Annotated in this window: 20 protein-coding genes and 3 pseudogenes; 14 read left to right on the forward strand and 9 right to left on the reverse strand. The window is 71.2% G+C overall.

The annotated features are described in order from the left end of the window. Positions 1-112: 112 nt before the first annotated feature. The 5 genes and pseudogenes from modA to ACIP67_RS00385 all read left to right on the forward strand — a co-directional run bounded on the left by modA (position 113) and on the right by ACIP67_RS00385 (position 3795). The gene (gene modA / locus ACIP67_RS00365; protein WP_401685128.1) at positions 113-970 is read left to right on the forward strand and encodes a molybdate ABC transporter substrate-binding protein; all 858 of its coding nucleotides are present in this window, start codon (positions 113-115) and stop codon (positions 968-970) included. Positions 971-1011: 41 nt separating this feature from the next. Further along, positions 1012-1830, forward strand: coding sequence for an ABC transporter permease (locus ACIP67_RS00370; protein WP_401686734.1), 819 nt, complete (start codon positions 1012-1014; stop codon positions 1828-1830). Beyond that, positions 1827-2921, forward strand: coding sequence for an ABC transporter ATP-binding protein (locus ACIP67_RS00375; RefSeq protein WP_401685131.1), 1095 nt, complete (start codon positions 1827-1829; stop codon positions 2919-2921). Before ACIP67_RS00370 ends, ACIP67_RS00375 begins: the two co-directional genes overlap by 4 nt. Before the next feature lie 192 nt (positions 2922-3113). Further along, a pseudogene (locus tag ACIP67_RS00380) lies at positions 3114-3320 on the forward strand (TetR/AcrR family transcriptional regulator); the annotation flags it as partial. A 31-nt stretch (positions 3321-3351) separates the two neighbouring features. Next, positions 3352-3795, forward strand: a complete 444-nt coding sequence (locus tag ACIP67_RS00385) for a hypothetical protein (RefSeq protein WP_401686811.1) — start codon at positions 3352-3354, stop codon at positions 3793-3795. A 108-nt stretch (positions 3796-3903) separates the two neighbouring features. Here the strand turns inward: ACIP67_RS00385 and ACIP67_RS00390 are convergent, their stop codons facing one another. Further along, positions 3904-4263, reverse strand: coding sequence for an NADPH-dependent FMN reductase (locus ACIP67_RS00390; protein ID WP_401685134.1), 360 nt, complete (start codon positions 4261-4263; stop codon positions 3904-3906). Between the two features lie 60 nt (positions 4264-4323). Here ACIP67_RS00390 and ACIP67_RS00395 point away from each other — a divergent pair, with 60 nt between their 5' ends. From ACIP67_RS00395 to ACIP67_RS00405, 3 genes are all read left to right on the forward strand, one after another. Continuing rightward, complete coding sequence (locus tag ACIP67_RS00395) at positions 4324-5424, forward strand: LLM class flavin-dependent oxidoreductase (RefSeq protein ID WP_401685137.1); 1101 nt, start codon at positions 4324-4326, stop codon at positions 5422-5424. 171 nt (positions 5425-5595) lie between these two features. Next, on the forward strand, positions 5596-6435 hold the full coding sequence (locus ACIP67_RS00400; protein WP_401685139.1) for an alpha-L-rhamnosidase N-terminal domain-containing protein: 840 nt from the start codon (positions 5596-5598) through the stop codon (positions 6433-6435). A gap of 6 nt (positions 6436-6441) precedes the next feature. After that, positions 6442-8262 (forward strand): family 78 glycoside hydrolase catalytic domain, encoded by a 1821-nt coding sequence (locus ACIP67_RS00405; protein ID WP_401685142.1) that lies wholly within the window; start codon positions 6442-6444, stop codon positions 8260-8262. Between the two features lie 127 nt (positions 8263-8389). Here the strand turns inward: ACIP67_RS00405 and ACIP67_RS00410 are convergent, their stop codons facing one another. Next, a complete protein-coding gene (locus tag ACIP67_RS00410) occupies positions 8390-8749 on the reverse strand; it encodes an excisionase (RefSeq protein ID WP_401685146.1) in 360 nt (119 codons plus the stop codon). A gap of 70 nt (positions 8750-8819) precedes the next feature. Between ACIP67_RS00410 and ACIP67_RS00415 the strand changes: the two genes are divergently transcribed. Continuing rightward, complete coding sequence (locus ACIP67_RS00415) at positions 8820-9794, forward strand: Clp protease N-terminal domain-containing protein (RefSeq protein ID WP_401685149.1); 975 nt, start codon at positions 8820-8822, stop codon at positions 9792-9794. Positions 9795-9832: 38 nt separating this feature from the next. Then, positions 9833-10945 (forward strand): FAD-dependent oxidoreductase, encoded by a 1113-nt coding sequence (locus ACIP67_RS00420; protein ID WP_401685152.1) that lies wholly within the window; start codon positions 9833-9835, stop codon positions 10943-10945. A 122-nt stretch (positions 10946-11067) separates the two neighbouring features. On the opposite strand, the gene ACIP67_RS00425 is transcribed toward ACIP67_RS00420, so the two are convergent. From ACIP67_RS00425 to ACIP67_RS00450, 6 genes are all read right to left on the reverse strand, one after another. Next, the gene (locus ACIP67_RS00425; protein ID WP_401685155.1) at positions 11068-13881 is read right to left on the reverse strand and encodes a heparinase II/III family protein; all 2814 of its coding nucleotides are present in this window, start codon (positions 13879-13881) and stop codon (positions 11068-11070) included. A gap of 34 nt (positions 13882-13915) precedes the next feature. Continuing rightward, the gene (locus ACIP67_RS00430) at positions 13916-14809 is read right to left on the reverse strand and encodes a polysaccharide lyase (protein ID WP_401685158.1); all 894 of its coding nucleotides are present in this window, start codon (positions 14807-14809) and stop codon (positions 13916-13918) included. Between the two features lie 87 nt (positions 14810-14896). Further along, on the reverse strand, positions 14897-15910 hold the full coding sequence (locus ACIP67_RS00435) for a hydroxyacid dehydrogenase (protein ID WP_401685161.1): 1014 nt from the start codon (positions 15908-15910) through the stop codon (positions 14897-14899). Between the two features lie 29 nt (positions 15911-15939). Continuing rightward, a complete protein-coding gene (locus ACIP67_RS00440; protein WP_401685164.1) occupies positions 15940-16917 on the reverse strand; it encodes a carbohydrate ABC transporter permease in 978 nt (325 codons plus the stop codon). After that, on the reverse strand, positions 16914-17807 hold the full coding sequence (locus ACIP67_RS00445) for a carbohydrate ABC transporter permease (protein WP_401685167.1): 894 nt from the start codon (positions 17805-17807) through the stop codon (positions 16914-16916). Before ACIP67_RS00445 ends, ACIP67_RS00440 begins: the two co-directional genes overlap by 4 nt. A gap of 73 nt (positions 17808-17880) precedes the next feature. After that, positions 17881-19167: an ABC transporter substrate-binding protein gene (locus ACIP67_RS00450; protein WP_401685170.1), complete on the reverse strand. Its 1287-nt coding sequence runs from the start codon at positions 19165-19167 to the stop codon at positions 17881-17883. A gap of 166 nt (positions 19168-19333) precedes the next feature. On the opposite strand from ACIP67_RS00450, the pseudogene ACIP67_RS00455 reads away from it, so the two are divergent. Together ACIP67_RS00455 and ACIP67_RS00460 are read left to right on the forward strand one after the other, a co-directional pair. After that, positions 19334-19498: pseudogene (locus ACIP67_RS00455) on the forward strand (DeoR family transcriptional regulator); the annotation flags it as partial. A gap of 120 nt (positions 19499-19618) precedes the next feature. Further along, positions 19619-20434, forward strand: coding sequence for a substrate-binding domain-containing protein (locus tag ACIP67_RS00460; RefSeq protein ID WP_401686737.1), 816 nt, complete (start codon positions 19619-19621; stop codon positions 20432-20434). Here the strand turns inward: ACIP67_RS00460 and ACIP67_RS00465 are convergent. Beyond that, on the reverse strand, positions 20431-20700 hold the full coding sequence (locus tag ACIP67_RS00465; RefSeq protein ID WP_401686813.1) for a hypothetical protein: 270 nt from the start codon (positions 20698-20700) through the stop codon (positions 20431-20433). The two genes, ACIP67_RS00460 and ACIP67_RS00465, sit on opposite strands and share 4 nt — an antisense overlap. Here ACIP67_RS00465 and ACIP67_RS00470 point away from each other — a divergent pair. Both ACIP67_RS00470 and ACIP67_RS00475 read left to right on the forward strand, forming a co-directional pair. Continuing rightward, positions 20588-21277, forward strand: coding sequence for a methyltransferase domain-containing protein (locus ACIP67_RS00470; protein WP_401685173.1), 690 nt, complete (start codon positions 20588-20590; stop codon positions 21275-21277). The two genes, ACIP67_RS00465 and ACIP67_RS00470, sit on opposite strands and share 113 nt — an antisense overlap. 3 nt (positions 21278-21280) lie before the next feature. Then, a pseudogene (locus ACIP67_RS00475) lies at positions 21281-21739 on the forward strand (LacI family DNA-binding transcriptional regulator); the annotation flags it as partial. Positions 21740-21778: the final 39 nt, after the last annotated feature.

Genomic DNA, 21778 nt, shown 5'->3' on the forward strand with positions numbered 1-21778 from the left:
CCCATGAAGTCCGATAGCCCGGCTCATGCCAGGTGGTGAGGTGCTTACACCTGGCATTTGCGGCAGTATGCTGAGTCGCTGAGTCGCTGAGTCCTTGAGCAGGATGAGCAGGATGAGAAGGAGTAGATCCGTGACAACCCGTTCCGTGTGCCGGACCCGCCGCACCCGCCGGATGGTGCAGGCGGCCGGTGCGAGCGCCGCCGCACTGCTGGCCCTGGGCGCCTGCTCCTCCTCCGACGACTCGTCGTCCGCCACGTCCGGCTCCTCCGCCTCGGCGTCCTCCTCGGACCAGCTGTCGGGCACGGTGACCGTGTTCGCCGCCGCCTCGCTGAAGGAGAGCTTCACGACCCTGGGCAAGGAGTTCGAGAAGGCCCACCCGGGCACGAAGGTCACCTTCAGCTTCGGCGGCAGCGACACGCTCGCGGCGAGCATCACCGGCGGCGCTCCGGCGGACGTCTTCGCCTCGGCCAGTCCCAAGACCATGGCGATCGTGACGGACGCGAAGGGCAACGCCACCGAGCCGGTCACCTTCGTCCGCAACCAGCTGGAGATCGCCACACTGCCCGGCAACCCGGACGAGATCGCATCCCTGAAGGACCTCACCGACTCGGATCTGAAGGTCGTGCTGTGCGATGAGGCGGTGCCGTGCGGCGCCGCCGCCCGGAAGGCCCTGGACGCCAGCAAGCTGAAGCTCACCCCGGTCTCCTACGAGGAGGACGTCAAGGCCGCCCTCAACAAGGTGGTGCTGAAGGAGGCCGACGCCGCGGTCGTCTACAAGACCGATGTGAAGGCGGCCGGTGACAAGGTGGAGGGCGTGGACTTCCCCGAGTCGGCCGACGCCGTCAACGACTACCCCATCGCCCTGCTCAAGGACGCCCCGAACGCCGAGGCCGCCGAGGCGTTCATCGCCCTGGTGCGGTCCGCCGAGGGCCAGAAGGTCTTGACCGGGGCCGGGTTCCTCCAGCCGTGACCTCCCCCCACGACAGGTCCTCGGCCGTGGCCGACACCCTCATGGGCGGGCCACGGCGCGGGCGTGACCGCGCGGGCGCCGGACGGGGCGTACCGCTGCCGCTGCTGGTACCCGCACTCGTGGGGCTGGCGTTCCTGGTCCTGCCGCTGATCGCCCTGCTCGTCCGCACCCCCTGGCACAGTCTGCCGCAGCAGCTGACCAGCCCCGAGGTGTGGCAGGCCCTGCGGCTGTCCCTGCTGTGCGCCACGGCGGCCACCGCGGTGAGCCTGGTCCTCGGTGTGCCGCTGGCCTGGCTGCTGGCCCGCGTGAATTTCCCCGGACGCGGCTTCGTCCGGGCCCTGGTCACCCTGCCGCTCGTCCTGCCGCCGGTGGTCGGGGGTGTGGCGCTGCTGCTCGCGCTCGGCCGCAACGGCGTCGTCGGGAAGTGGCTCGACGCCTGGTTCGGCGTCACCCTGCCCTTCACCACCGCCGGGGTCGTGGTCGCCGAGGCGTTCGTCGCCATGCCGTTCCTCGTCATCAGCGTCGAGGGCACCCTGCGCGCCGCCGACCCGCGCTACGAGGAGGCCGCGGCCACCCTGGGCGCCTCCCGGTTCACCGCGTTCCGCCGCGTCACGCTCCCCTTGATCGCCCCGGGCATCGCGGCGGGGGCGGTGCTGGCCTGGGCGCGTGCGCTGGGCGAGTTCGGCGCGACGATCACCTTCGCCGGCAACTTCCCCGGCCGTACCCAGACCATGCCGCTGGCCGTGTACCTGGCCCTCCAGAGCGAACCGGAGGCGGCCATCGCCCTCAGCCTCGTCCTGCTGGCCGTGTCGATCGCGGTCCTCGCGGGACTGCGCGACCGCTGGATGACCGCCTCATGACCGACCTCGACGACACCGCGCACGACACCGGCACCGTGTCCCGTCCCGCCGATGAGGGACTGGACGCCCGTCTCGTGGTCGACCGCGGCCGTTTCCGCCTCGACGTCACCCTCACGGCCACTCCCGGTGACGTGGTCGCCCTGCTCGGCCCCAACGGCGCCGGCAAGACCACCGCCCTGCGCGCGCTGGCCGGTCTCGTCCCCCTCACGGACGGGCACCTCCGGCTCGACGGCGCCCCGCTGCACCGCACACCGCCCGAGTCCCGCCCGGTCGGCGTCGTCTTCCAGGACTACCTGCTCTTCCCCCATCTCACCGCCCTCGACAACGTGGCCTTCGGCCCCCGCTGCCACGGCGCCGGGAAGGCGGAAGCGCGGGCCCGGGCCGCCGAGTGGCTGCGGCGGATGGGCCTTGCCGAACACGCCGGCGCCAAGCCCCGCAGGCTCTCCGGCGGCCAGGCCCAGCGCGTCGCCCTCGCCCGCGCCCTCGCCACGAATCCCCGGCTGCTCCTCCTCGACGAGCCCCTCGCCGCGCTCGACGCCCGCACCCGCCTCGACGTCCGCGCCCAGCTCCGCCGCCACCTCGCCGACTTCGAGGCGGTCGCCGTACTCGTCACGCACGACCCGCTCGACGCGATGGTCCTGGCCGACCGCCTGGTCGTCATCGAGGACGGGCACGTGGTGCAGGAAGGCACTCCGCAGGACATCGCCCGCCACCCGCGCACCGACTACATCGCCCACCTCGTCGGCCTGAACCTCTACCAGGGGGAGGCCGAGGGCCACACCGTACGGCTCGACACCGGGCCCGCGATCACCACGACCGAGGACCTCACCGGGCCGGTCTTCGTCACCTTCCCGCCGAGCGCGGTCACCCTCCACCGCGACCGCCCGACCGGCTCCAGCGCCCGGAACCTGTGGCACTGCGAGATCGCGGGCCTGGAGACCCACGGCGACCAGATCCGAGCCGCCCTCACCGGCGATCTCCCCGTCGCCGCCGACCTCACCACCGTCGCCGCCGCCGAACTCGGCCTGCACCCGGGCGCACCGGTCTGGGCCACGGTCAAGGCGACGCAGACCCACGCCTACCCGGCCTGAGGCCCGGCGACGCGCCACGACCAGCTCCCGCAGCGGATGTGCCGTCCACGGGGGGACCGCTCGTGGAGGAAGCGGAGATCCTGCTGCCGGGCCAGGACGGTCTTCCGCGCTCCGGAAGCGCCGAGGACGACCAGCCCGCCGGGCCAGGGCCTGGACAGCGGTGACCATGGAGGTGGCCCCTAGACTGCTGTGGTGCCTTCATCTTCCAAGCAGTCGACTGCGCCCGGTGGTTTCCGCGCGCCCAAGCAGGAGCGGAGCCAGCGCTCGTTCGAGCTGGTCCTGGACACAACGCTGGAGTTGTTGGCCGAGAAGGGGTACGCCGGCTTCGCTCTCACCGAGGTCAGCAAGCGTTCCGGGGTGTCCATCGGGTCGATCTACACGCGGGTGGACGGCAAGGACGACCTGCTGCGGGGCGGCACAGGGTCATTTCGTGGCCGGGATGCTCGCGGAACACCGGACGCTGACCGACCCCGACCGGTGGGCCGGACTCACCCTGGCGGAGCTGCTGCCTCGGCTGATCGCGGGGTTCGCCGCGTTGCTGGAGCGTCAGGGGCGGGTGCTCGGAGCGTTCCAGCAGCGGGGGGCGGTCGACCCTGAGGTGGCCAAGGTGGGCAAGGCCGCGTACTTCGACCTGCTGGAGCGCTTCGCCGATCTGCTGCTGGCGCGGCGCGACGAGATGCGGCATTCCGATCCGGTGCGTGCGGTGCGGTCGTGCTTCACCGTCGTCTACGCCGCATTGGCCCGTGGCCTCGCGCTCGATGTGCCTGCCGCGGCGGCGGAGGGAACGGATCTGGACACGCTGCTGGAGGATCTCGGCGTGATGGCCCTGGCGTTCCTGTGTGCCGACGGCGAGGCCGAGCCGCTCTCGGATTGATCGGCGGCACGTCGGGGCGCAGGGCGGTGGCCTGCGCCCCGACGTGCCGCCCGCCGCGGACCGTGTCAGGGGGGTCCGCGGGGTCAGGTGGCCGGGAAGCTGCCGGGGTCAGGCCGCGCGCACGCTGGGAGCCGGTGCGCCGAAGCGGACCGCGAACTCGTGGACCTGTCCGCCGAGCAGGTCCAGCTGGGCGCCGACGGCGGCGTCGGTGCAGTCCCCGTCCGCGGTGAACAGTGGCCCGGTGCCGGAGTTGAGGGTGACACCGAGTGGCGTGGGCCAGCCACGCATGGCGTGCACGACGTTGCGCAGGGCGCTGAGGGTGGTGCCGCAGGCCTGCCAGCCGGCCGCCGTGACGACGAGGCCGACCGCGCGTCCGTCGAAGTAGACGCGGGTGTCGTCCGTGACCGTCTGCTCGCCGGCGCCGAACGAGCCCGCGAACTCATCAGCTCCTGAGCCGGGCGACCTCACCGGTCACCTGTCCCTCATGTTCCTCATCCACGCCCCCAACGGGCCGACCAGGAGGCCACCGTGCGCTTCTCCGCGTTCCTCACCACCCGCTCATCCGGCCCCGACGAGGACCGCCGCATCACGCGGGCGCTCGTCGACCACGCCGTCGACGTCGAACGCCTCGGCTTCGACGCGGTCTTTTTGCCCGACCACCACTTCACCGGCTACTGTCCGCCCGCCAGCGACCCGATGATGTTCGCCTCCTACCTGGCGGCCCGCCTGCCCCGGCTGCACTACGGGTTCTCGGTGCAGACCATCGCCCTGCACCACCCCGTGCGGTTCGCCGAGCGACTGAACCTCCTGGACCAGCTCACCGACGGCAAGCTCCTGGTCGGCACGGGCAGCGGCACCACGCCCGAGGAGATGATCGGCCTCGGCATCAACTTCAAGGACACGCCGGAACTGTCCAGGTCCCACCTGGCCCTGGTGCGGCAGCTGTGGGACAAGAAGGCCGAGGACGCGCCGTTCGTCTTCGACAACGGCCACTACAAGGGCGCGGTCGTCTCCCGGATCGTGCCCGCCGCCCACACCCAGGGCGGCCCGCAGCTGATGTCCGTCGCCCTGCGCCCCTCCAGCGTCGAACGCGCCGCCGCCGAGGCCCAGCCCGCCTTCATCCCGGCCTTCACCCCGCCGGCCCTGGACGACGGCGAGCCGCTGAAGCACCTGCGCACGCACTTCACCGCCTACAGGTCGGCCCTCGAAGCCGCCGGACACCCGCAGGAGAAGGTGGCGCGCGCCCTGGAGTGGACCACCCACACCTACCAGCACGTCCATGTCGCCGAGACGGACGAGCAGGCCGAGGAGGAGTTCCAGCTCCTCATGGCCCAGTACCAGGCCGCCATCGAGCGCGAGCACGAGGCGAATCTGGAGGCGGAGAAGCTCTCCGGCGTCGCCCTCAACCCGCCGCCGAACGCCCTCACCCCCGGCTGGCAGAAGACCTGGTGCGTCTGGGGCAGCCCGGCCACCGTCGCCGAGCACCTGCACGAGGTCTGCGAGATCGGCATCGGCAACGTCCTCGGCGGCTTCCTCGGCGGCCCGCTCACCCCCGAGCGCGCCGAGTTCGGCAAGAAGTCGCTCGAACTGTTCGCCACCGAGGTCATGCCCACCTTCCGTACGAACTGACCTCACCCCACGGGTCCCGCCGCTGCCCGCCGCGCGGCGGGGGCGGGACCCACCCGCCACCGCCCCGGCGCGCCGCCGGGGCTCCACACCCGGGTCGCCCGCATTCCACCGGCACCGGTGACCCCCTGTCACCCGCACCCCGGCACAGCCACACGCAGAACGGATGCCACGTTGAGCGCACCTACCCGGCTTCGGGTCGAACACCTGGACCACGCACTCGGCATCACAGAAGCCCGGCCCAGGCTGTCCTGGCAGCTGCCGGCCGGGTGCCGGATCCAACGCGCCTACCAGGTGCGGATGGGGCAGTGGGACTCGGGGCGTGTGGAGTCGGGGGAGAGCGTGCTGGTCGACGTCGGAGCGCCGCCGCTGAGCTCGCGTGAACACCGCGCCTGGCAGGTACGGGTGTGGACGGACGCCGGGCTCAGCGACTGGTCGGCGCCGTCCTGGCTGGAGGCGGGTCTCCTGCACCCGGACGACTGGCGGGCCGGCTGGATCCGCCCCGCAGAGGACGTCGTCGCCGCGCCGGGTGAGCGTCCCGCTCATCTCCTGCGCGGGACGCTCACCCTGCCGGACGCGGTGGCGTCGGCGCGGGTCCACGTCACCGCCGAGGGCCTCTACGAACTCTTCGTCAACGGCGTCCGGGTCGGTGACGACGAACTCACCCCGGGCTTCACCGACTACCGCCACACCGTGCAGGTCCAGACCTACGATGTCGGCGCCCTGCTGCGCCCCGGCGGCAACACCGTCAGCGCGGTCCTCTCCGACGGCTGGTTCCGCGGCGTCAACGGGATGTTCCGGGATTCCGACTGCTTCGGCGACCGCACCGCCCTGCTGCTCCAGATGCATCTGACGCTGCCAAACGGCACGGAAGAGGTCTTCTGCACCGACGCGACCTGGCGCAGCACCACGGGCCCGATCACCCGCGCGGACCTCCTGGGCGGTGTCACCGCGGACCTGCGCGCGGAACCGGCCGAACGATCGGCGGCCGACGCGCTCGACGGTGCCGGCTAGGCGCCGGTGACCGTGGCGGACCTCGGGTTCGACCGCCTGGTGGCCTCGCCCGCGCCCGCGGTGCGCCGCACCGAGCACCGCCGCCCGCTCACGGTCCACCGCGCCCCGTCCGGTGCCCAGGTCGCCGACTTCGGGGAGAACATCGTCGGCTGGGTGCGCCTCGCCGAACTCGGCCCGGAGGGCACCCGGCTGGTCGTCACCCACGGGGAAGCACTGTCCCCGGACGGCGAGGTCAGTCTGCGCAATCTGCTTCCGGACCACAGGCCGCCCGCGTGGGAGGAACAGCTGACACCCGGACAGGTGGACGTCGTCGTCTCCGCGGGACGCCCGGGAGACGTGTTCGAACCCCGCCACTCCACCAAGGGATTCCGGTACGTGGCCGTGGACGGTGCGGGCCTGCGCGACCTCACTCCGGACGACATCACCGGGGTCGTCGTCCACACCGACCTGCGCCCCACCGGGTCCTTCCGGTGCAGCGACGAGCGACTGAACCGGCTGCACGAGGTCGTTGTACGCAGTTTCCTCGGCAACGCCGTCGACATCCCCACCGACTGCCCGACCCGGGAACGATCCGGCTGGACCGGGGACTGGGCCCTCTTCGTGCCGACGGCCGCCTTCCTCTTCGACGTGGCGGGGTTCTCCCGGAAGTGGCTGCGCGACCTGGCCACCCAGCAGTTCGAGGACGGCGTCGTACCCAACTGGGTGCCCGACCAGCTCGGCGCCGCCACGCGTGACCACCCCCTCCTCGGGGAGAACCTGGGGTCGGCGGGCTGGGGGGACGCCACCGTGATCGTGCCGTGGGAGATCTACCGGTCCTACGGCGATCAGGGTCTGCTGGCGCGTCAGCGGCCGTCGATGGTGGCCTGGGTCGAGCGGGCGATCCGCATGGCGCGCGACGGGCGGCACCCGCGACGCGCCGCCGAGCGACCCGAGCCCGCACCGCACGAGGAGTACCTGTGGGACACCGGCTTCCACTTCGGTGAGTGGCTGGAACCCGGGGAGCAGCCCGGCTGGGAGGAACTGCGCGCACAGGACCAGTCCGCGGTCGCCACCGCCTACCTGCGCCACTCCACCCGCCTGCTGGCGCGCGTCGCCGCCGTACTCGGCCGCACCGCCGAGGCGGAGCGCTACCGGCGGATCAGCGAACACGCCCGGCACGCCTGGCAGACCGAGTTCGTCGACGACACCGGCCGGGTGCGCCCCGAGACCCAGGCGACCTTGGTGCGGGCCCTCGCCTTCGACCTCGTCGAGCCCGGACTGCGCGCCACGGTGGCCGGCCGGCTGGCCGAGCTGGTGACAGCGGCGGGCAACCGCCTGGGAACCGGCTTCCTCGCCACCCCCCACCTCCTTCCCGTCCTCGCCGAGACGGGCCGTGCGGACCTCGCCTACCAGGTGCTCCTCCAGGACGCGCCGCCGTCATGGATGCACATGCTCGACCAGGGTGCCACCACCGTGTGGGAGCTGTGGGAGGCCGTGGACGCCGAGGGCGTGGCGCACGAATCGCTCAACCACTACAGCAAGGGTGCGGTGATCGACTTCCTGCACCGGTTCGCCGCGGGACTGCGCATCGTCGACGAGGGGCCCGGGTACCGGCGCTTCCGGGTCGAGCCCTGCCCGGGGGGAGGACTGACCTGGGCGGAGGTCACCCACGACAGTCCGTACGGCCGGATCGAAGTGGCCTGGCGGAAGCACGGGCAGGCCACCCGGCTGAGGGTGACCGTGCCCCCCGGCGCCGAGGCCCACGTCGTGCTGCCCGACGGGCGGTGCGCCGACGTCGGCCCCGGCACCGCGCTCTTCGACTGCACGGACGCGGCGGGGCCGGCCTGAGCAGGTCGACCGGCCCCGGCGGACGCCGGCAGAACGTCGCATGCGGTGCCGAGGCCGTCGTGTCAGTGGTGGCCGGTCCCCATGGGGCCGCACCGTACTGACCGGCTGACGGTGCCGCTCACGCCGGTCACCTCCGCTCCAGCGCGGCCAGCCGCAGCTCGAGCTGGTCGACCCGGTGCTGGAGCAGGGTGACCTGGGCTTCCAGGCTGACCTCCCGTTCCGCCCTGCGCTGGATGCGCGGTGACGCGGCGGCGCGCTCGATCACCGCGTCCAGCTGGACCAGGCGCTGCGGCCCGTTCGGACCGTCCACCAGCCGGGACCGGATCTCGCCGTTGCGGTACCAGGACCGCAGGGCCGAGCGGGAGACGCCGGTCTCGGCTTCCGCCCTGGCCAGCGTGACCCAGGGTGTCTCGTCCAGCCGCTCGAACAGCTCCAGCTCGTTCTGCCAGCGCGCGAGCCGGCCCTCCCAGTCCGACGGCGTCTCCATCGCAGACCCTCTCCTCAGCACGGTGACCCTGTCAATACCAGTGTATTGACAGGGTTGAGAGCATGGAACCATGCCATTCGAACGGTTCACGGTGGAAGCCCGCAAGGTGGTCGTCACGGCTCAGGAGGAGGCGAGGCTGCTCAAGCACAGCCACATCGGAACGGAGCACATCCTGTTGGGGCTGCTCGACGCACCGGACAGCACGGCGGCGAAAGTCCTGCACCAGCTCGGGTACGACAAGGAGACGGCGCAGGCCGATATCGCCGCGATGGCCGAGCCCGGCACGGAGGAGCTGAGCGGCCACATCCCGTTCGCGCCGGGCGCGAAGAAGACGCTGGATCTCGCCCTGCGCGAGGCGCAGCAGCTGCACCACACCTCCATCGGCACGGAACACATCCTGCTCGCCCTGGTCACCGGGGAAGGCGAGGGCCTCGGCGCGAAGGTGCTCGCCGAGCGCATCCGTCCGGTCAGCAAGATCCGTGCCGCGGTGCTGGCATCACCGGAGGGCGTGCGGGACGTCGCGGCCGGCCCATGGCCGACCGGCACACCCGCCACCGAGGACACCGTGTCCGCCGCCGGCGCGCTGGCCGGCGGCGCACCGGTCGGCAGCCATCACCTGCTCGAGGCGATGCTGCGGGCGGAGAACAGCATGGCGGCCAGGGTGCTGCGCGAACTCGGGGTCGACCCGGACGCGGTCGCCGCCAAGATCGACGAACTGGATCCGGAGACGACCACGGACGCGAACCCCGAGGAGACCGCCGCGCGCAGGATGGAGATCCGGCTGGTCGACGACGAGGTGCACCTGATCCTGCGGGACCCGGCGACGGTCACCGCCGCCCAGAAGGTCACCGAGCTGTCCGGCGGCCCGATCCAGGGCGTCGGACCGGTCGCCGGCATGTTCGTCCCGCTCTGGCGCTCGACCAACCAGCTGCTGCTCCAGATCCAGCGCCTGCTGGAACCGGAACCCGAAGAAGAGGGCGGATCCGCCGCGAGCAACGTGGCCAAGGTCGTGCGCACGGCGCTCGCACCCCGGCTCCGCCGGTGAACCGGCTGAGCAGACGATACGGCGCATCGGAGGCAACCATGACCATCACCATCGTCGGAGCCGGACTGGGCGGCCTGGCCCTTGCCCGCGTGCTGCACGTGAACGGCATCGACGCCGTCGTGTACGAACGGGAACCGTCGCGCGGCGCGCGGGGTCAGGGCGGCATGCTGGATCTGCACTCCGCAACCGGGCAGCGGGCGCTGCGCGAGGCCGGCCTGATCGACCGGTTCCACGCGATCGCCCGCCGCGAAGGCCAGGACCTGCGACTTCTCGAGCCGGACGGCACCCTGCTGCTCCAGGAGGACACCCCCGACGACGCCCCGCTCGACCGACCTGAGGTCGACCGTGCCGATCTGCGCAACCTGCTGCTGGACTCGCTCCCCGACCACACGGTGCGCTGGGGGCGCGCGTTCGCGTCCGCCGAGGACGGCCTGCTGCACTTCGCCGACGGCAGCAGTGCGCCGTACGACCTCCTGGTCGGCGCCGACGGCGCGTACTCCCGGGTCCGCGCGCTGCTCACCGACGCCCGGCCGGCGCACACCGGCCACAACGCCGTCGAGCTCGGCATCCCCGACATCGACCGCACCCACCCCGACCTCGCGGCGATGGTCGGGCGCGGCAACTACTGGGTGCTCGGCAACGGACAGTCCCTGTCGGCGCAGCGCAACGGAGACGGCCGCGTACGTGTCTACCTCAGCTTCTACGACACCGCCGAGGACTGGTTCGCGACCAGTGGGATCCCGTTCGGCGACCCGGCCGCCGCCCGGGTGCGGCTGATCGACCTGTTCACCGGCTGGGACCCACGGTTCACCGCACTGATCGCAGCCTGCGACGACACTGTCCTGCCGCGGTCGATCAGCGCTCTCCCGGTCGGCCTGACATGGCCGTCGACGCCGGACGTCACGCTGCTCGGCGATGCCGCCCACCTGATGCCGCCGGTGGGGCAGGGCGCCAACATGGCGCTGCTCGACGGTGCCCTGCTCGGCCTCGCGCTGGCCGCGCACCCGGACGACGTGCCCGCCGCCGTCCAGGAATACGAACGCGAGATGTTCGCACGTACCAGCGCTGCCGGCCGGCAGTCCGCGCGTATCCAGGACGTCCTGTCGTCGCCGGACGCGAGCCGGAAGATGCTCGCGTTCTTCCGACGGTAGGCCCTCACCGCACCGAATTCCGGCGTCCGCGCCGGACGCGTATGTCCCGGACGCGGCAGCTGCTCGACGGCCCTGGACCGGAGTCGTCCAGGGCCGTCGAGCACGTGGGCACCGCCGCCGGGTCACCGCAGTGCGGCCACCACGACGAGGTCCCGCTTCCGCGTCAGGGGGACGGCCTGCCCGGCGACGGTGGCGCTGCGCGCCCAGGGAGCCGCCAGGCAGAGGTTGGCGCCGCCGGCCACGGCGGCGGTGCCGGAGACCTCGATGGTCTTGTCCCTCGTGTTCCACCGCACCGCCAGAGTGCCGTTCAGCGCCCGGTCGGCGGCGAGCAGGTCGCTCTTGCCCTGCTGGAGCGTGGTGCCACCGGTGAGCAGGATGCGGAGCATGCTCTGGTCCTGATCGACGTAGGCCAGGGGGCCGTCGTACCGGTACGGCCCGAAGCCGCGTGGGGTCCCGTCGTCCGCCGCTCGCAGGTAGTACCCCTTGAGCGAGTCGGCCCGCAGTTCCAGCACCCGCGCGCTGTCCGAGCAGGTCACCAGGCTCAGGCTCGCCTTGGCGCGGGTGTGCTCCCGCACCGGCAGCAGCAGCGTGTCCAGCTTCACCGTGCCCGCCGAGGTCAGCGAGTAGGACACGTAGGCGGCGGGGGCCACCTGGTAGGTGACGGAGGAGTAGTGGCCGTCCTTGAGAGCAGGAGTGGCCGCGTCCGGGTCGGCGGGGATGATGTGCAGCTGGGTGCCGCTGCCGAACGTGGTCCGCGCCGTCGCGCCGTCGAGGGTGGGGGCGGCGTCGGGCAGCAGGTGCCAGTTCTGCTCGTAGGAATGCTCCGCGGAGTCGGCGGGAGTCAGGGCGTCGGAGACGATCCAGCCCAGGTCGTGCAGGAACAGGGCGGAGCGTTCGTGGCGCACTCCGGCCGTCGCGTCGGTGTGGCCGTCGGCGAGGTCGGCCCACGGCGTGGCGACGTTGCCGACCGATCCGTCGGCGGTCGGGTCCTGGGCGGCCCCGTCGATGGTGATGGTGTTGTGCGACTGGGTGGTCTTGCGCAGCCAGTCGGCGGTGGGGTCGGTGACGTAGGCGTAGGCGCCCATGGCGGGCAGCAGCGGCCGGTCGTGGGCGTAGACCTGGACGGCGAGTTCGTCGGGGTGGCCGTGGTTGCCGCGGTCGGCGCCGATGCGCAGGTACCAGTCCGTGTTGGTCCAGCCGGTGCGCTGTACGGCGACCCGGGTGTCCGGGTAGGTGACCGAGGTGTGGTCGGGCTCGGTGCCCTCGGCGCCGCCGGTGGCCACGTATTTCAGCTGGTCGTCGCCGAGCAGGTCGGCGAGCTTGGTCAGTGAGGCACGCTGGTCGGTGTAGCTGGAGTCGCCGTAGGCGGGGTCGTAGCCGTTGGGGTAGGTCTGGTCGGCGAGGAACCAGGACAGACCGCTCAGCGGGGCGACGGCGCCGACCTCGTAGTTGTTGGCGACCAGTACGTTCGAGGTGCCGACGAACGTGTTCGCGACGCCCATGGCGTAGGTGGAGGACGCCTCGGTGTAGCCGCCGTCGGCGTAGAGCGAGCTGCCGAGCTGCTGGACCAGGTACTCCTGCGCGTCGGAGCGCCACTGGGAGGCTGCGGCGAACTCGGGGAAGCACGTGCCCAGGTAGACCAGCGCGCTCTTGATGGTGATCATCCAGTTGGGGGTGACGGAGGTGGTGGTGGAGAAGAAGGGCCCGGCGGCGTAGAGAGCCTTGAGCAGGGTGGTGTTGGCGTCGGCCGTCAGCGACGGGCTGGAGCGCAGGATCTCGTACGCGTAGCACCAGTTCTGCACGCGCCAGGCCGCGTCCAGGTTCCGGGGGTAGCTCGCGGAGCCGGCCGTCGACCCGTAGGTGTTGGTGTCAGCGATGAAGTCGGTCATCAGACCGATGAGTCCGGTGGCGACCTCCTCGTCGCCCGCGGCGGCGTAGGCGTCGGCGAGCGGGCCGGCGAAGTAGAACCGGGGCAGCTGGTAGTAGAACTCGCTGTCGACGTTGGCGCCCGTGATCTTCTTCCAGTCGAAGCCCTTCGCGTCCCCCTGCCAGGAGAAGGTGTTCTGGACGGTGTTGCTCCAGGTACGGGTCGCCTCGTCGAAACTGACCTGGACCTGGTAGAGCATGACGTCCTGCTCGGTGCCGCTCGTGCGGCCGGTCAGGCTGAGGGTGGCGGTCAGCGGAGAGGTCACGCCGGACAGGTCGAACCACAGGTAGCCCTTGCGGCTGGTGGAGCTGAAGGCTCCGGTGCCCTCGTCGTGCACCTCGATGGTCCCGGCGGAACCGAAGACGGCGTCCGCGTCCGTGCCCGCCGCGATGTAACAGCTCTGGTCCGCCGCCAGGGTGTGGACGGTGCCGTCCGCGTAGGTGAGCGTCAGCTCCGGAGCGCCGTCGGCCGCGTGCCGACTCGCGAACTCGGCACGGGCGGACTCCTTGTTGCGGGCCATGAGCATGAAGCCCACCCCACCGGCACTGATCGCGCCCTGCACCGCCGAGGTGACGTCGGGGGCCGACGCGGTCCAGCCGGTGCCGACGGTGAGGGTGGTCTGGTAGATCTCCCCCTTGCCCAGGGTCCATATGTGGTCGAGGAACAGCGGGACGAGCGCCGTGCTGTACAGGCCGTTGTACGCCCAGGCGGGCGGGACGCGCTTGTCGCGGCCGTTCATGTACTGGAGGAGGGCGGTGCGCGCCGTCTTGTAGTCACCCGCGCGCGCGGCGTCGGCAACGGACGTCATCCCAAGGTGACCGTCGTAGTCGAACACCGGGCTGGTGCTCCAGGTGCCGGTGGTGGAGTTCCAGGCGCCGAAGAACGCGGCGTCGGAGATCTCGGTGGAGACGGTCGCCGCCGCGGCGGTGCCCGCTACGGCGCTCAGCAGGGGCGTCGCCGCCGCGCCGGCCAGGATCGCCTGGAGGAGGTTTCTGCGGGTGAGGGGCATGCTGGTCTCCTGCGAGGGTCGGGGTGGGTGGGTCTCAGGTGGTGGGATCGACGTCGTCGAAGCCGCTGTCGGAGTCGGCGGCGGCAGCGACGTTGTCGTGCCAGACGACGCGTTCGGTGATGGCGGTCGCCCCGTCCCGCCAGGCGGGCTTGTAGATGCCCCACTTGAGGTAGCCGTAGGTGCTGGATGCGTCGTTGTAGGTGTTGGCCACGTTCTCGGCGTCCAGGACCTGGGTCCAGCCGGTGGCCTTGCTGGTCTGGTGCCAGGCTTTGATCGAACCGGTCTGCGTGTACTGCCAGTTCACCTGGAAGACGAAGTCGTGCCAGACGCCGGTCGTCAACGTGGCGAGGTTGTAGCTGGTCTTGCTGAGGGCGGCGCTCGCGTTGTCCTGGTAGTCGCACAGCACCGGGTCGGAGTTGACCCGCAGCCGCAGCAGGGAGGCGGCTGTCGAGGTGGCCGGCAGCACCTCCAGGAACATGGAGGGGGAGCGGTTCGGGTCGTCACACGAGGACTTGGTGTGGTGCCACTGGAAGATGATGTCCTCGGCGGTGTCGGCCTGCCAGGTGGAGGGGATGTAGACGCTGAAGCCGTACCAGTACGTCTGGCCCGGCTGGAAGCGGGTGGCCGTGATGCTCTCGGCGTCGCTCTCCGCCCGCGGCCCGCCGGCGGAGGTGTCCCCGTACTTCAGGTCGGAGCGCAGGGAGTCGCTTCCGGTGCGGGCCAGGGAGCTGTCGACGGTCAGGGAGTACGTGCAGCAGCCCGCCAGGCCGATGCCCGAGATACCGGAGGAGGTGTCCCCGGTCTCGTAGGTCGCGCGGATGACCGCGTCCGCCGACGCGGAGGTGGCGAAGCCGACGAGCAGGGCCTGAAGGGCGAAGAGGATGATCAGTAGGGGTCGACAGGAACCTTTCTTTCCACTGTCCGGCATGACTTTCCTGCCTTTCTGAGAGGGCTCCGGACGTTCTGGGGCGTGGGTCGGCTGGGGCAGGGGGGTGGCGCGGTCGACCGTCTCGGGTCAGGCGGACCGGGCGAGCCGGGCGTGATGGACGGGGCGGGCGAAGGGCTGTCCCGCGGCGAAGCGGGCCAGTTCCGCGAGCGCGTGTTCGGTGAGCCGCTTCAGTTCCCCGCCGATCGAGCCGGCGATGTGCGGGGTCAGCAGCACCCCGGGCAGTTCGTACAGGGCGGAAGAGGCCGGCAGGGGCTCCGGGTCCGACACGTCGAGCACGGCGTGGATACGCCCGGAGACCAGTTCGCGGGTGAGGGCGTCGGTGTCCACGAGCGCCCCTCGCGCGGTGTTGATCAGTGTCGCTCCGTCGCGGAGCATCGCCAGCCGCCTGCGGTCCATCATGTGGTGGGTCTCCGGCAGGCTGGGGGCGTGCAGGGAGACGGTGTCGGACGCGGCGACCAGGGTGTCGAGGTCGACCAGGCGGGCTCCGAGCGACCGCGCCTCGGGCTCGTCCAGATAGGGGTCGGTGACCAGGACGTCGAAGTCGAACGGCCGCAGCAGCTCCAGCACCCGGCGGCCGATGAGCGAGGCGCCGACGATTCCCACGGTCCGGCGGTAGTTGCCGACGGCCGGGACGTGGTCGGTCCACGGCAGGAACGTGCGGTGCTCGCGGTAGAGGTTCCCGATCTGCCATACGCGCTTGTGGGCGAAGAGGATGGCGGCCAGCGTGAACTCGGCCACCGGTACGGCGTTGGCCTCGGCACCCGAGGAGACCGCGATGCCGCGCTCCCAACAGGCCTCGGTGATGTGGTGCTTGACCGAACCGGCGATGTGGATGACCGCTCGCAGACGCGGGGCCCGGTCCAGGACGTCCCGCTCCAGCGGCGGGCAGCCCCAGCTGGTGATGAGCACCTCCACGGAGCCGAGATCGGCTGCCTCGCCGAAGTCCTCCATCACGTCGGCGGGGTCGACGTCGGCGAGCTGGACCAGACGGGCCGTCAGGTCCGGCGTGAACAGGGAGTCCCGCACGGACCGGCGCATGGCGAGCCTGGCCACGGGGCGGCGACCGGGGGTGGTCCCCATGGCGGCGGTGGTTCCTTCCGGGGGAGCGCTCACTTGACGGCTCCGGCCGTCATACCCGAGCGCCAGGACCGCTGGACGGCGAGGAACAGGGCGATCAGCGGGATCACGGCCACGAGCGAGCCGGTGATGGCGAGCAGGTAGTCGTCCGGGTGTCCCTGGCTGAGCGCGCTCGCGTTCCAGGCGTACAGGCCGAGGTTGACGGGGTACAGCTGCTGGTTCGACAGCATCACCAGGGGCAGGAAGAAGTTGTTCCAGATCGCGGTGAACTGGAAGAGCCCGATGGTGACGACGCCGGAGCGCATCATGGGCAGGGCGACCGACCAGAACGCCCGCAGTTCTCCGGCGCCGTCCATGCGGGCCGCCTCGATGACCTCGTCGGGGACGTAGGAAGCGCTGAAGATCCGCGCCAGATAGACCCCGAAGGGGAAGACCAGGCCGGGCAGGAACACCCCCCAGAAGTTGTTGACCAGGCCGACTTCGGCGGCGAGCAGATAGGTCGGCAGGACCAGGGCGGCGGAGGGGACCATCACCCCCAGCAGCACCAGCCCGTAGGCAGCGCCCTTGCCGGGAAAGGTGAACCTGTCGAAGGCGTAGCCGGCCATCGCGCAGATCAGGGCGGCGAGTACGGCTCCGCCGCCGGCGTAGAGCAGGGTGTTCCACAGCCAGCGGACGTAGATGCCGTTGTCCGCGGCGAACAGGTGGCGGAGGTTCTCGAAGAGGTGGAACTGACGGCCGGGAGCGAACCCGTTGGTCCCGAAGAGGTCGGTCAGGTTCTTGGTCGACGCCATCAGCAGCCAGACGGGAGGCGCGAGGGTGTAGACGACGACCAGCAGCAGGATCGCGTTCACCCCGAAGCGGGAGAGCGATCCGGGGGTGCGCGCCCCGCGCCGCCGGCGGGCGGGCCCGGTCGTGGGCCCGGCGCCCGGCGCCGCCGTGGGCGGGTGGTGCGCGGCGGAGTCGTCGCCCGCGGCCGGGTCCGTGCGGGGAGGTCCGAGGGTCTTGTTCATGCGGTGCTCCGTCGGTTGGCCAGCCGCGTGACGACGAAGGACAGTACGGCCGCGAAGCCCGCGATCAGCAGCGAGGCGGCGGCAGCGGTCCCGTAGTCGTTGCGGTTGAAGGCCGCGTCCTGGGTGTAGAGGTTCGGCGTCCAGGTCCTGGTGATCGAGGAGGAGGCCTGGAGGAGGATCTTCGGCTCGTTGAACAACTGGATGCCGCCGATGACGGTGAAGAGGGCCGCCATGGCCACGGCGGGGCGGATCAGCGGCGCCTTGATCCGCACGGCGAGTTGCAGCCGGTTGACGCCGTCCAGGGTGGCCGCCTCGAGCACCTCCTGGGGAACGGCCTGGAGGGCCGCGTAGAAGATGACGACGTTGTAGCCCAGCCATTCCCACATGGCGACGTTGACGACGGACAGCAGGGGATGAGTGCTGGCCACGCTCGCGGTGTCCGACGACTGCCCGAGCCAGTCGGTGACCGGGCTGAGCCCCGGTGTGTAGAGGTAGAGCCAGATGAGGGCCGCCACCAGTCCGGGAACCGCGTGCGGAATGAACACGATCACCTGGGTGACGCGCCTGGCCGCGGCCAGACCGGAGTCCAGCAGCAGCGCCACGGCCAGGGCACTGAGCGTCAGCACCGGGACGTAGATGGCCACGTAGGCGGCGATGGTGAGGGAACCGTGCAGGAACTCGGCGTCTCCGAGCACCCTGGAGTAGTTGCCGATGCCGGTGAACTGCTTTTCCACTCCGCCGAGTCCGAGACCGGAGGACTGCTCGCTGAACAGGCTCAGCCAGGCCGCGTAGCACAGCGGCGCCAGGGTGACGAGGGAGAAGAGGATCAGGAACGGTGAGAGGAACAGGACGGCGCCGCGCAGCTGCCGTTGTCTCATGGGGATCGCCATGGGGGTTACTCCTGGGATTGTCTGCCGGCCGGCCGGACACGCCGAGTCCCGCGCGTTCCGGCCGGCGGCCGGATCACTGGGCGACGGTCAGACCGCGGTCCCTCGTCGCCTTCACCGTGGCGTCCTGGACCTGCCGGTAGACGTCGGGGAGACGGGCCGAACCGCTGGTCACCTTGCCCAGCCGGTCGGCGAAGGCCGACTCCGTGGTGGCCATCGTCGGGCCCCACCGCCAGTCCGGCTCGACGGAGTCGTAGGAGTCGGTGAGCACCGAGAAGATGTCCTGGCCGCCGTAGTAGTCGGTGGTGAACTTGCTCTTGGCGGTCGTCACCAGCGCCTTCTTCGCCGGGTACATGCTGGTGGCGTCGTTGGCGTACCAGGCTTCGACGCCCTTGGCGTCCGTGGTGATCCACTTGATGAACTCCAGGGCGGCGGCGGAGTTCTCGGCGCCCTTGGGGATGACGAAGGAGGATCCGCCCCACATCGCCGAGCTGCTGGTGCCGTCCCAGCTGGGAAGCTCGGCCACGGCCCAGTCGCCGCTCTGGTCCGGGACCGTCGCCTTCAGGTTGCCGGCGCACCAGGAGGCACAGAAGTAGCCGACGAGCTTCTCCTTCTGCACGTCCGTCCAGAACTGGTCGGTGTAGTCCGGCAGGGTGCTGACGAGGCCGTCGCTCACCAGGTCCTGCCAGTACGAGGCGACCTTCAGGGACGCCGCGTCATCGATGCCGATCTTCCAGGAGTCGCCCTCGGTGCCGAACCAGTTGCCGCCGGCCTGCCAGGACAGTGCGGTGAGCAAGTTGTAGTTGTTGGTGAGATAGGCGCCGGCCCGCTTGTCGCCGTCGACCGACTTGACCTTGGCCGCGAGCTCCTTGTATTCCGCCCAGGTGGTGGGCGCGGTCAGGTGGTGCGCGTCGAAGAAGTCCTTGCGGTAGAAGTACACCATCGGGGACGCGTCCCGCGGCACGGCCCAGGTCTTGCCACCGAGCTGGACCAGGTCCTGGACGGGATCCGGGAAGGTCTTGTCCACCAGCGACCCTGCCTGGTCGCTGAGGTCGGTGGCGCCGCCGAGGCTGACGATCTCGGGAAGCCTGGTGTACTCCGCCACGGCCACGTCCGGCACATCGCCGGACTTGATGGCGTTGGACAGCTTGTTGTAGTAGTCCGTGGTGCTGGCGGGCTGTGTCACGAACTTGACCTTGATGCCCGGGTGTGACGCGTTGAAGGCGGCGGCCACGGTGTCCGAACCACGGAGGAAGGACCAGAAGGTGACTTCCTGCACCTTGCTCTCCGCGCCCTGTGTGCTGTCCCCGGACGAACACGCCGCCGTCACCGACAGCAGCAGGGCCGCCGCGAGGGCGACCACAGATGATCTCCGTCTACGCATCTTCATTCGCCTTTCGTTTGATGTCAGCTGACTGTGTGATATCGAACCCTGCCTGTCAAGCGGTGATGTGGTGTCGTTTTCGCCCGAGACTCCCTAGCAACTGATATCGTTTACGTCCAAGTGATCGAGGGGAAAGAAGAGAAGCGTGCATGCGGAAGACAGGCACCGGGCGATCATCGAGACGACCAGAGCCCGGGGAACCATTACGATCCGTGAACTCGCCGAGGAACTCGGGGCCTCGGCGGTCACCATCCGTGGCGATGTGCGAGAACTGGCGCGGCAGGGCGCCGTGCGGCGCGTGCACGGAGGAGTGGTGTGGCCCGCGCAGGAGGAACAGCCTCCGAGGCCGTCCTCGCCGGCCGCGCACCCGGCGGAGCCCTCGGTGCCCGAACGCTCACCCTATGAGGCGGCTCCGGTATACAACCTGGGCATGGTCGTACCGCACTCGTCGTACTACTACCCGGAGGTGGTCAACGGCGCGCGCGCCGCCGCGGAGGCCCTGGGGGTGAAGCTGACCCTCGGTGTGTCGCACAACGCCGTCGCCGAGGAGCAGGCCCTGGTCGCGCGGATGCTGCAACCACCGTCGGGGATCGGCGGTCTGGTGCTGACCACGGTGGAGGACCCCCGCACCTCGCCCGGCACCGAGGCCTGGCTGCGGGAACTGCCCGTCCCCGTCGTCCTCGCCGAGCGCCGGATCGGGCCGGCCGCCGGCTTCGTCGAGGACGTGGCCACCGATCACGAGTACGGCGCCTATCTCGCGGTACGCCATCTGGCCGGACAAGGACGCCGCCGTATCGCACTGCTCCAGATCGACACCCTCACCGCCCCCATGCTGCAGGTCGGCTACCAGAACGCGATGGCCGCCCTGGAACTGCGGCCCTGCTCTCCCGAGGTCCCGGGCCTGCTCATGGAGAACGATCTGGCGGACCTGGACCAGAAGTGCGCGCAGCTGGTGCGCGCCGTCAAGGAGGGCCAGGTCGACGCCGTCCTGGTCCACAACGACTCGATCGCCCTTCCCCTGGTGAGCCGCCTCCAGGCGGCAGGCGTCCAGATCCCCGCGGACCTCGCGGTCGTCACCTACGACGACGAACTCGCCGCTCTCGCCTCCCCGCCCCTGACCGGCGTAGCGCCGCCCCGGCACGCGGTGGGCGCGGAGGCCGTCAGGCTGCTGGTCAGAAGACTCCAGGACCCGGGCCGTCCGGCTCATTCCCTCAGGCTGCGCCCGTTCCTCAACGTCCGGGACTAGGAGAGGGCTGCGCTCTCCGGTTCCTGCCCCGGCTCGGTGGAGCTGGGGCCCGTCATGCAGGCATGCAGGACGAACGGTCCGGGGATGTGGTCGGGCCGGACGTGAGGGAGACCTGTCAGGACCGAAGTCATCGCGGTCGAGCCCGATGCGGCGATGCTGACCGAGCCGCGCCGCTCGCTGCCGGCTGTCCGTGCCCTGTCGGGCAGCGCCGAGGCGATCCCGCTGCCGGACGCTTCCGTCGATGCCGTGTCGGCCGGCAACGCCATGCATGGGTTCGACATGGCCGTCGCGGGACCCGAGATCGCCAGGGTCCTCGCACCCGGTGGCGTCCTGGCCGGCCTGTGGAACGTCGTGGACGACCGGGTCGAGTGGGTCGCCGGGCTCGCGCGGGTCAGCGGGAGCGGGGCCGTCGGCCCGCGTGACACGTCCACCGGCTGGCGTGCCAGGACGGCCGACGCCCACCTTCCGGAGACCGGCGTGGCCGCCCGGTTCGGCTGGCCGGAGCAGGCCGAGTTCCCGCACGGGCAGCGCCGCACCGCCGACTCTCGTCGCGGCCCTCGCGACGCGCGCGGGGATGCTGGTCATGCCGGAACAGGAGCAAGAGGCCACGCCGGGCCGTATCCGTGCGTTCCTCGCGAGCGGACCGGAGACCGCCCGCGGCGAGTTCACCCTCCCGATGCTGACCGGCGTTCTGCGCGTCCGGCGGCTGGGACGCTTCACGTCGACATCCGAGACCGACGCACGGCCGTGAGCATGCGGGGGAGCGGCCGCGGCGAGCACCCTGCGCACCGCCCGCCCCGCCGGAACCAGCCGGGGCGGCCTGATGCCCCTCGCCCGGGGTGACCACACCGGCCGGGCCCGGGCCAGGCCGCCGCGGTGGACCGGCTGGACGGCTACCGCGACGTTCTCCCGGACGCCGCGCCGCACCTGGTCGTCGAGGGCGACTTCACCGAGGAGGGAGGCGCCGGGGCGATGCGCCGGCTGCTGGACGGGTGCCCCCGGCTGGACGCCGTGTTCGTCGCCTCGGACCTCAGGGCGGCCGGAGCGCTGCGCGTCCTGCGGGAGAGCGGACGGCGGGTGCCCGAGGACGTGGCCGTCGTCGGCTTCGACGACCTCCCCGCCATCGCACCGGCCACCGATCCGCCGCTGACCACGGTGCACCAGGACGTCGAGGGGATGGGCCGGCTGATGGCCCGGCTGCTGCTCACCCGCTCCTTCGGCGGGAACGGCGCACCCGCCGCCGGCGAGGCCCCCGCCTCCCCGGTGGTCAGGCCGACCCGCCTCGTGGTGCGCGGATCGGCCTGACCCGGGTCGTCCGGCCGGTCGGGGCGGCCGGACGGGGTC

This window comes from Streptomyces sp. NPDC088812, assembly GCF_044750285.1.
Taxonomy (GTDB): domain Bacteria; phylum Actinomycetota; class Actinomycetes; order Streptomycetales; family Streptomycetaceae; genus Streptomyces.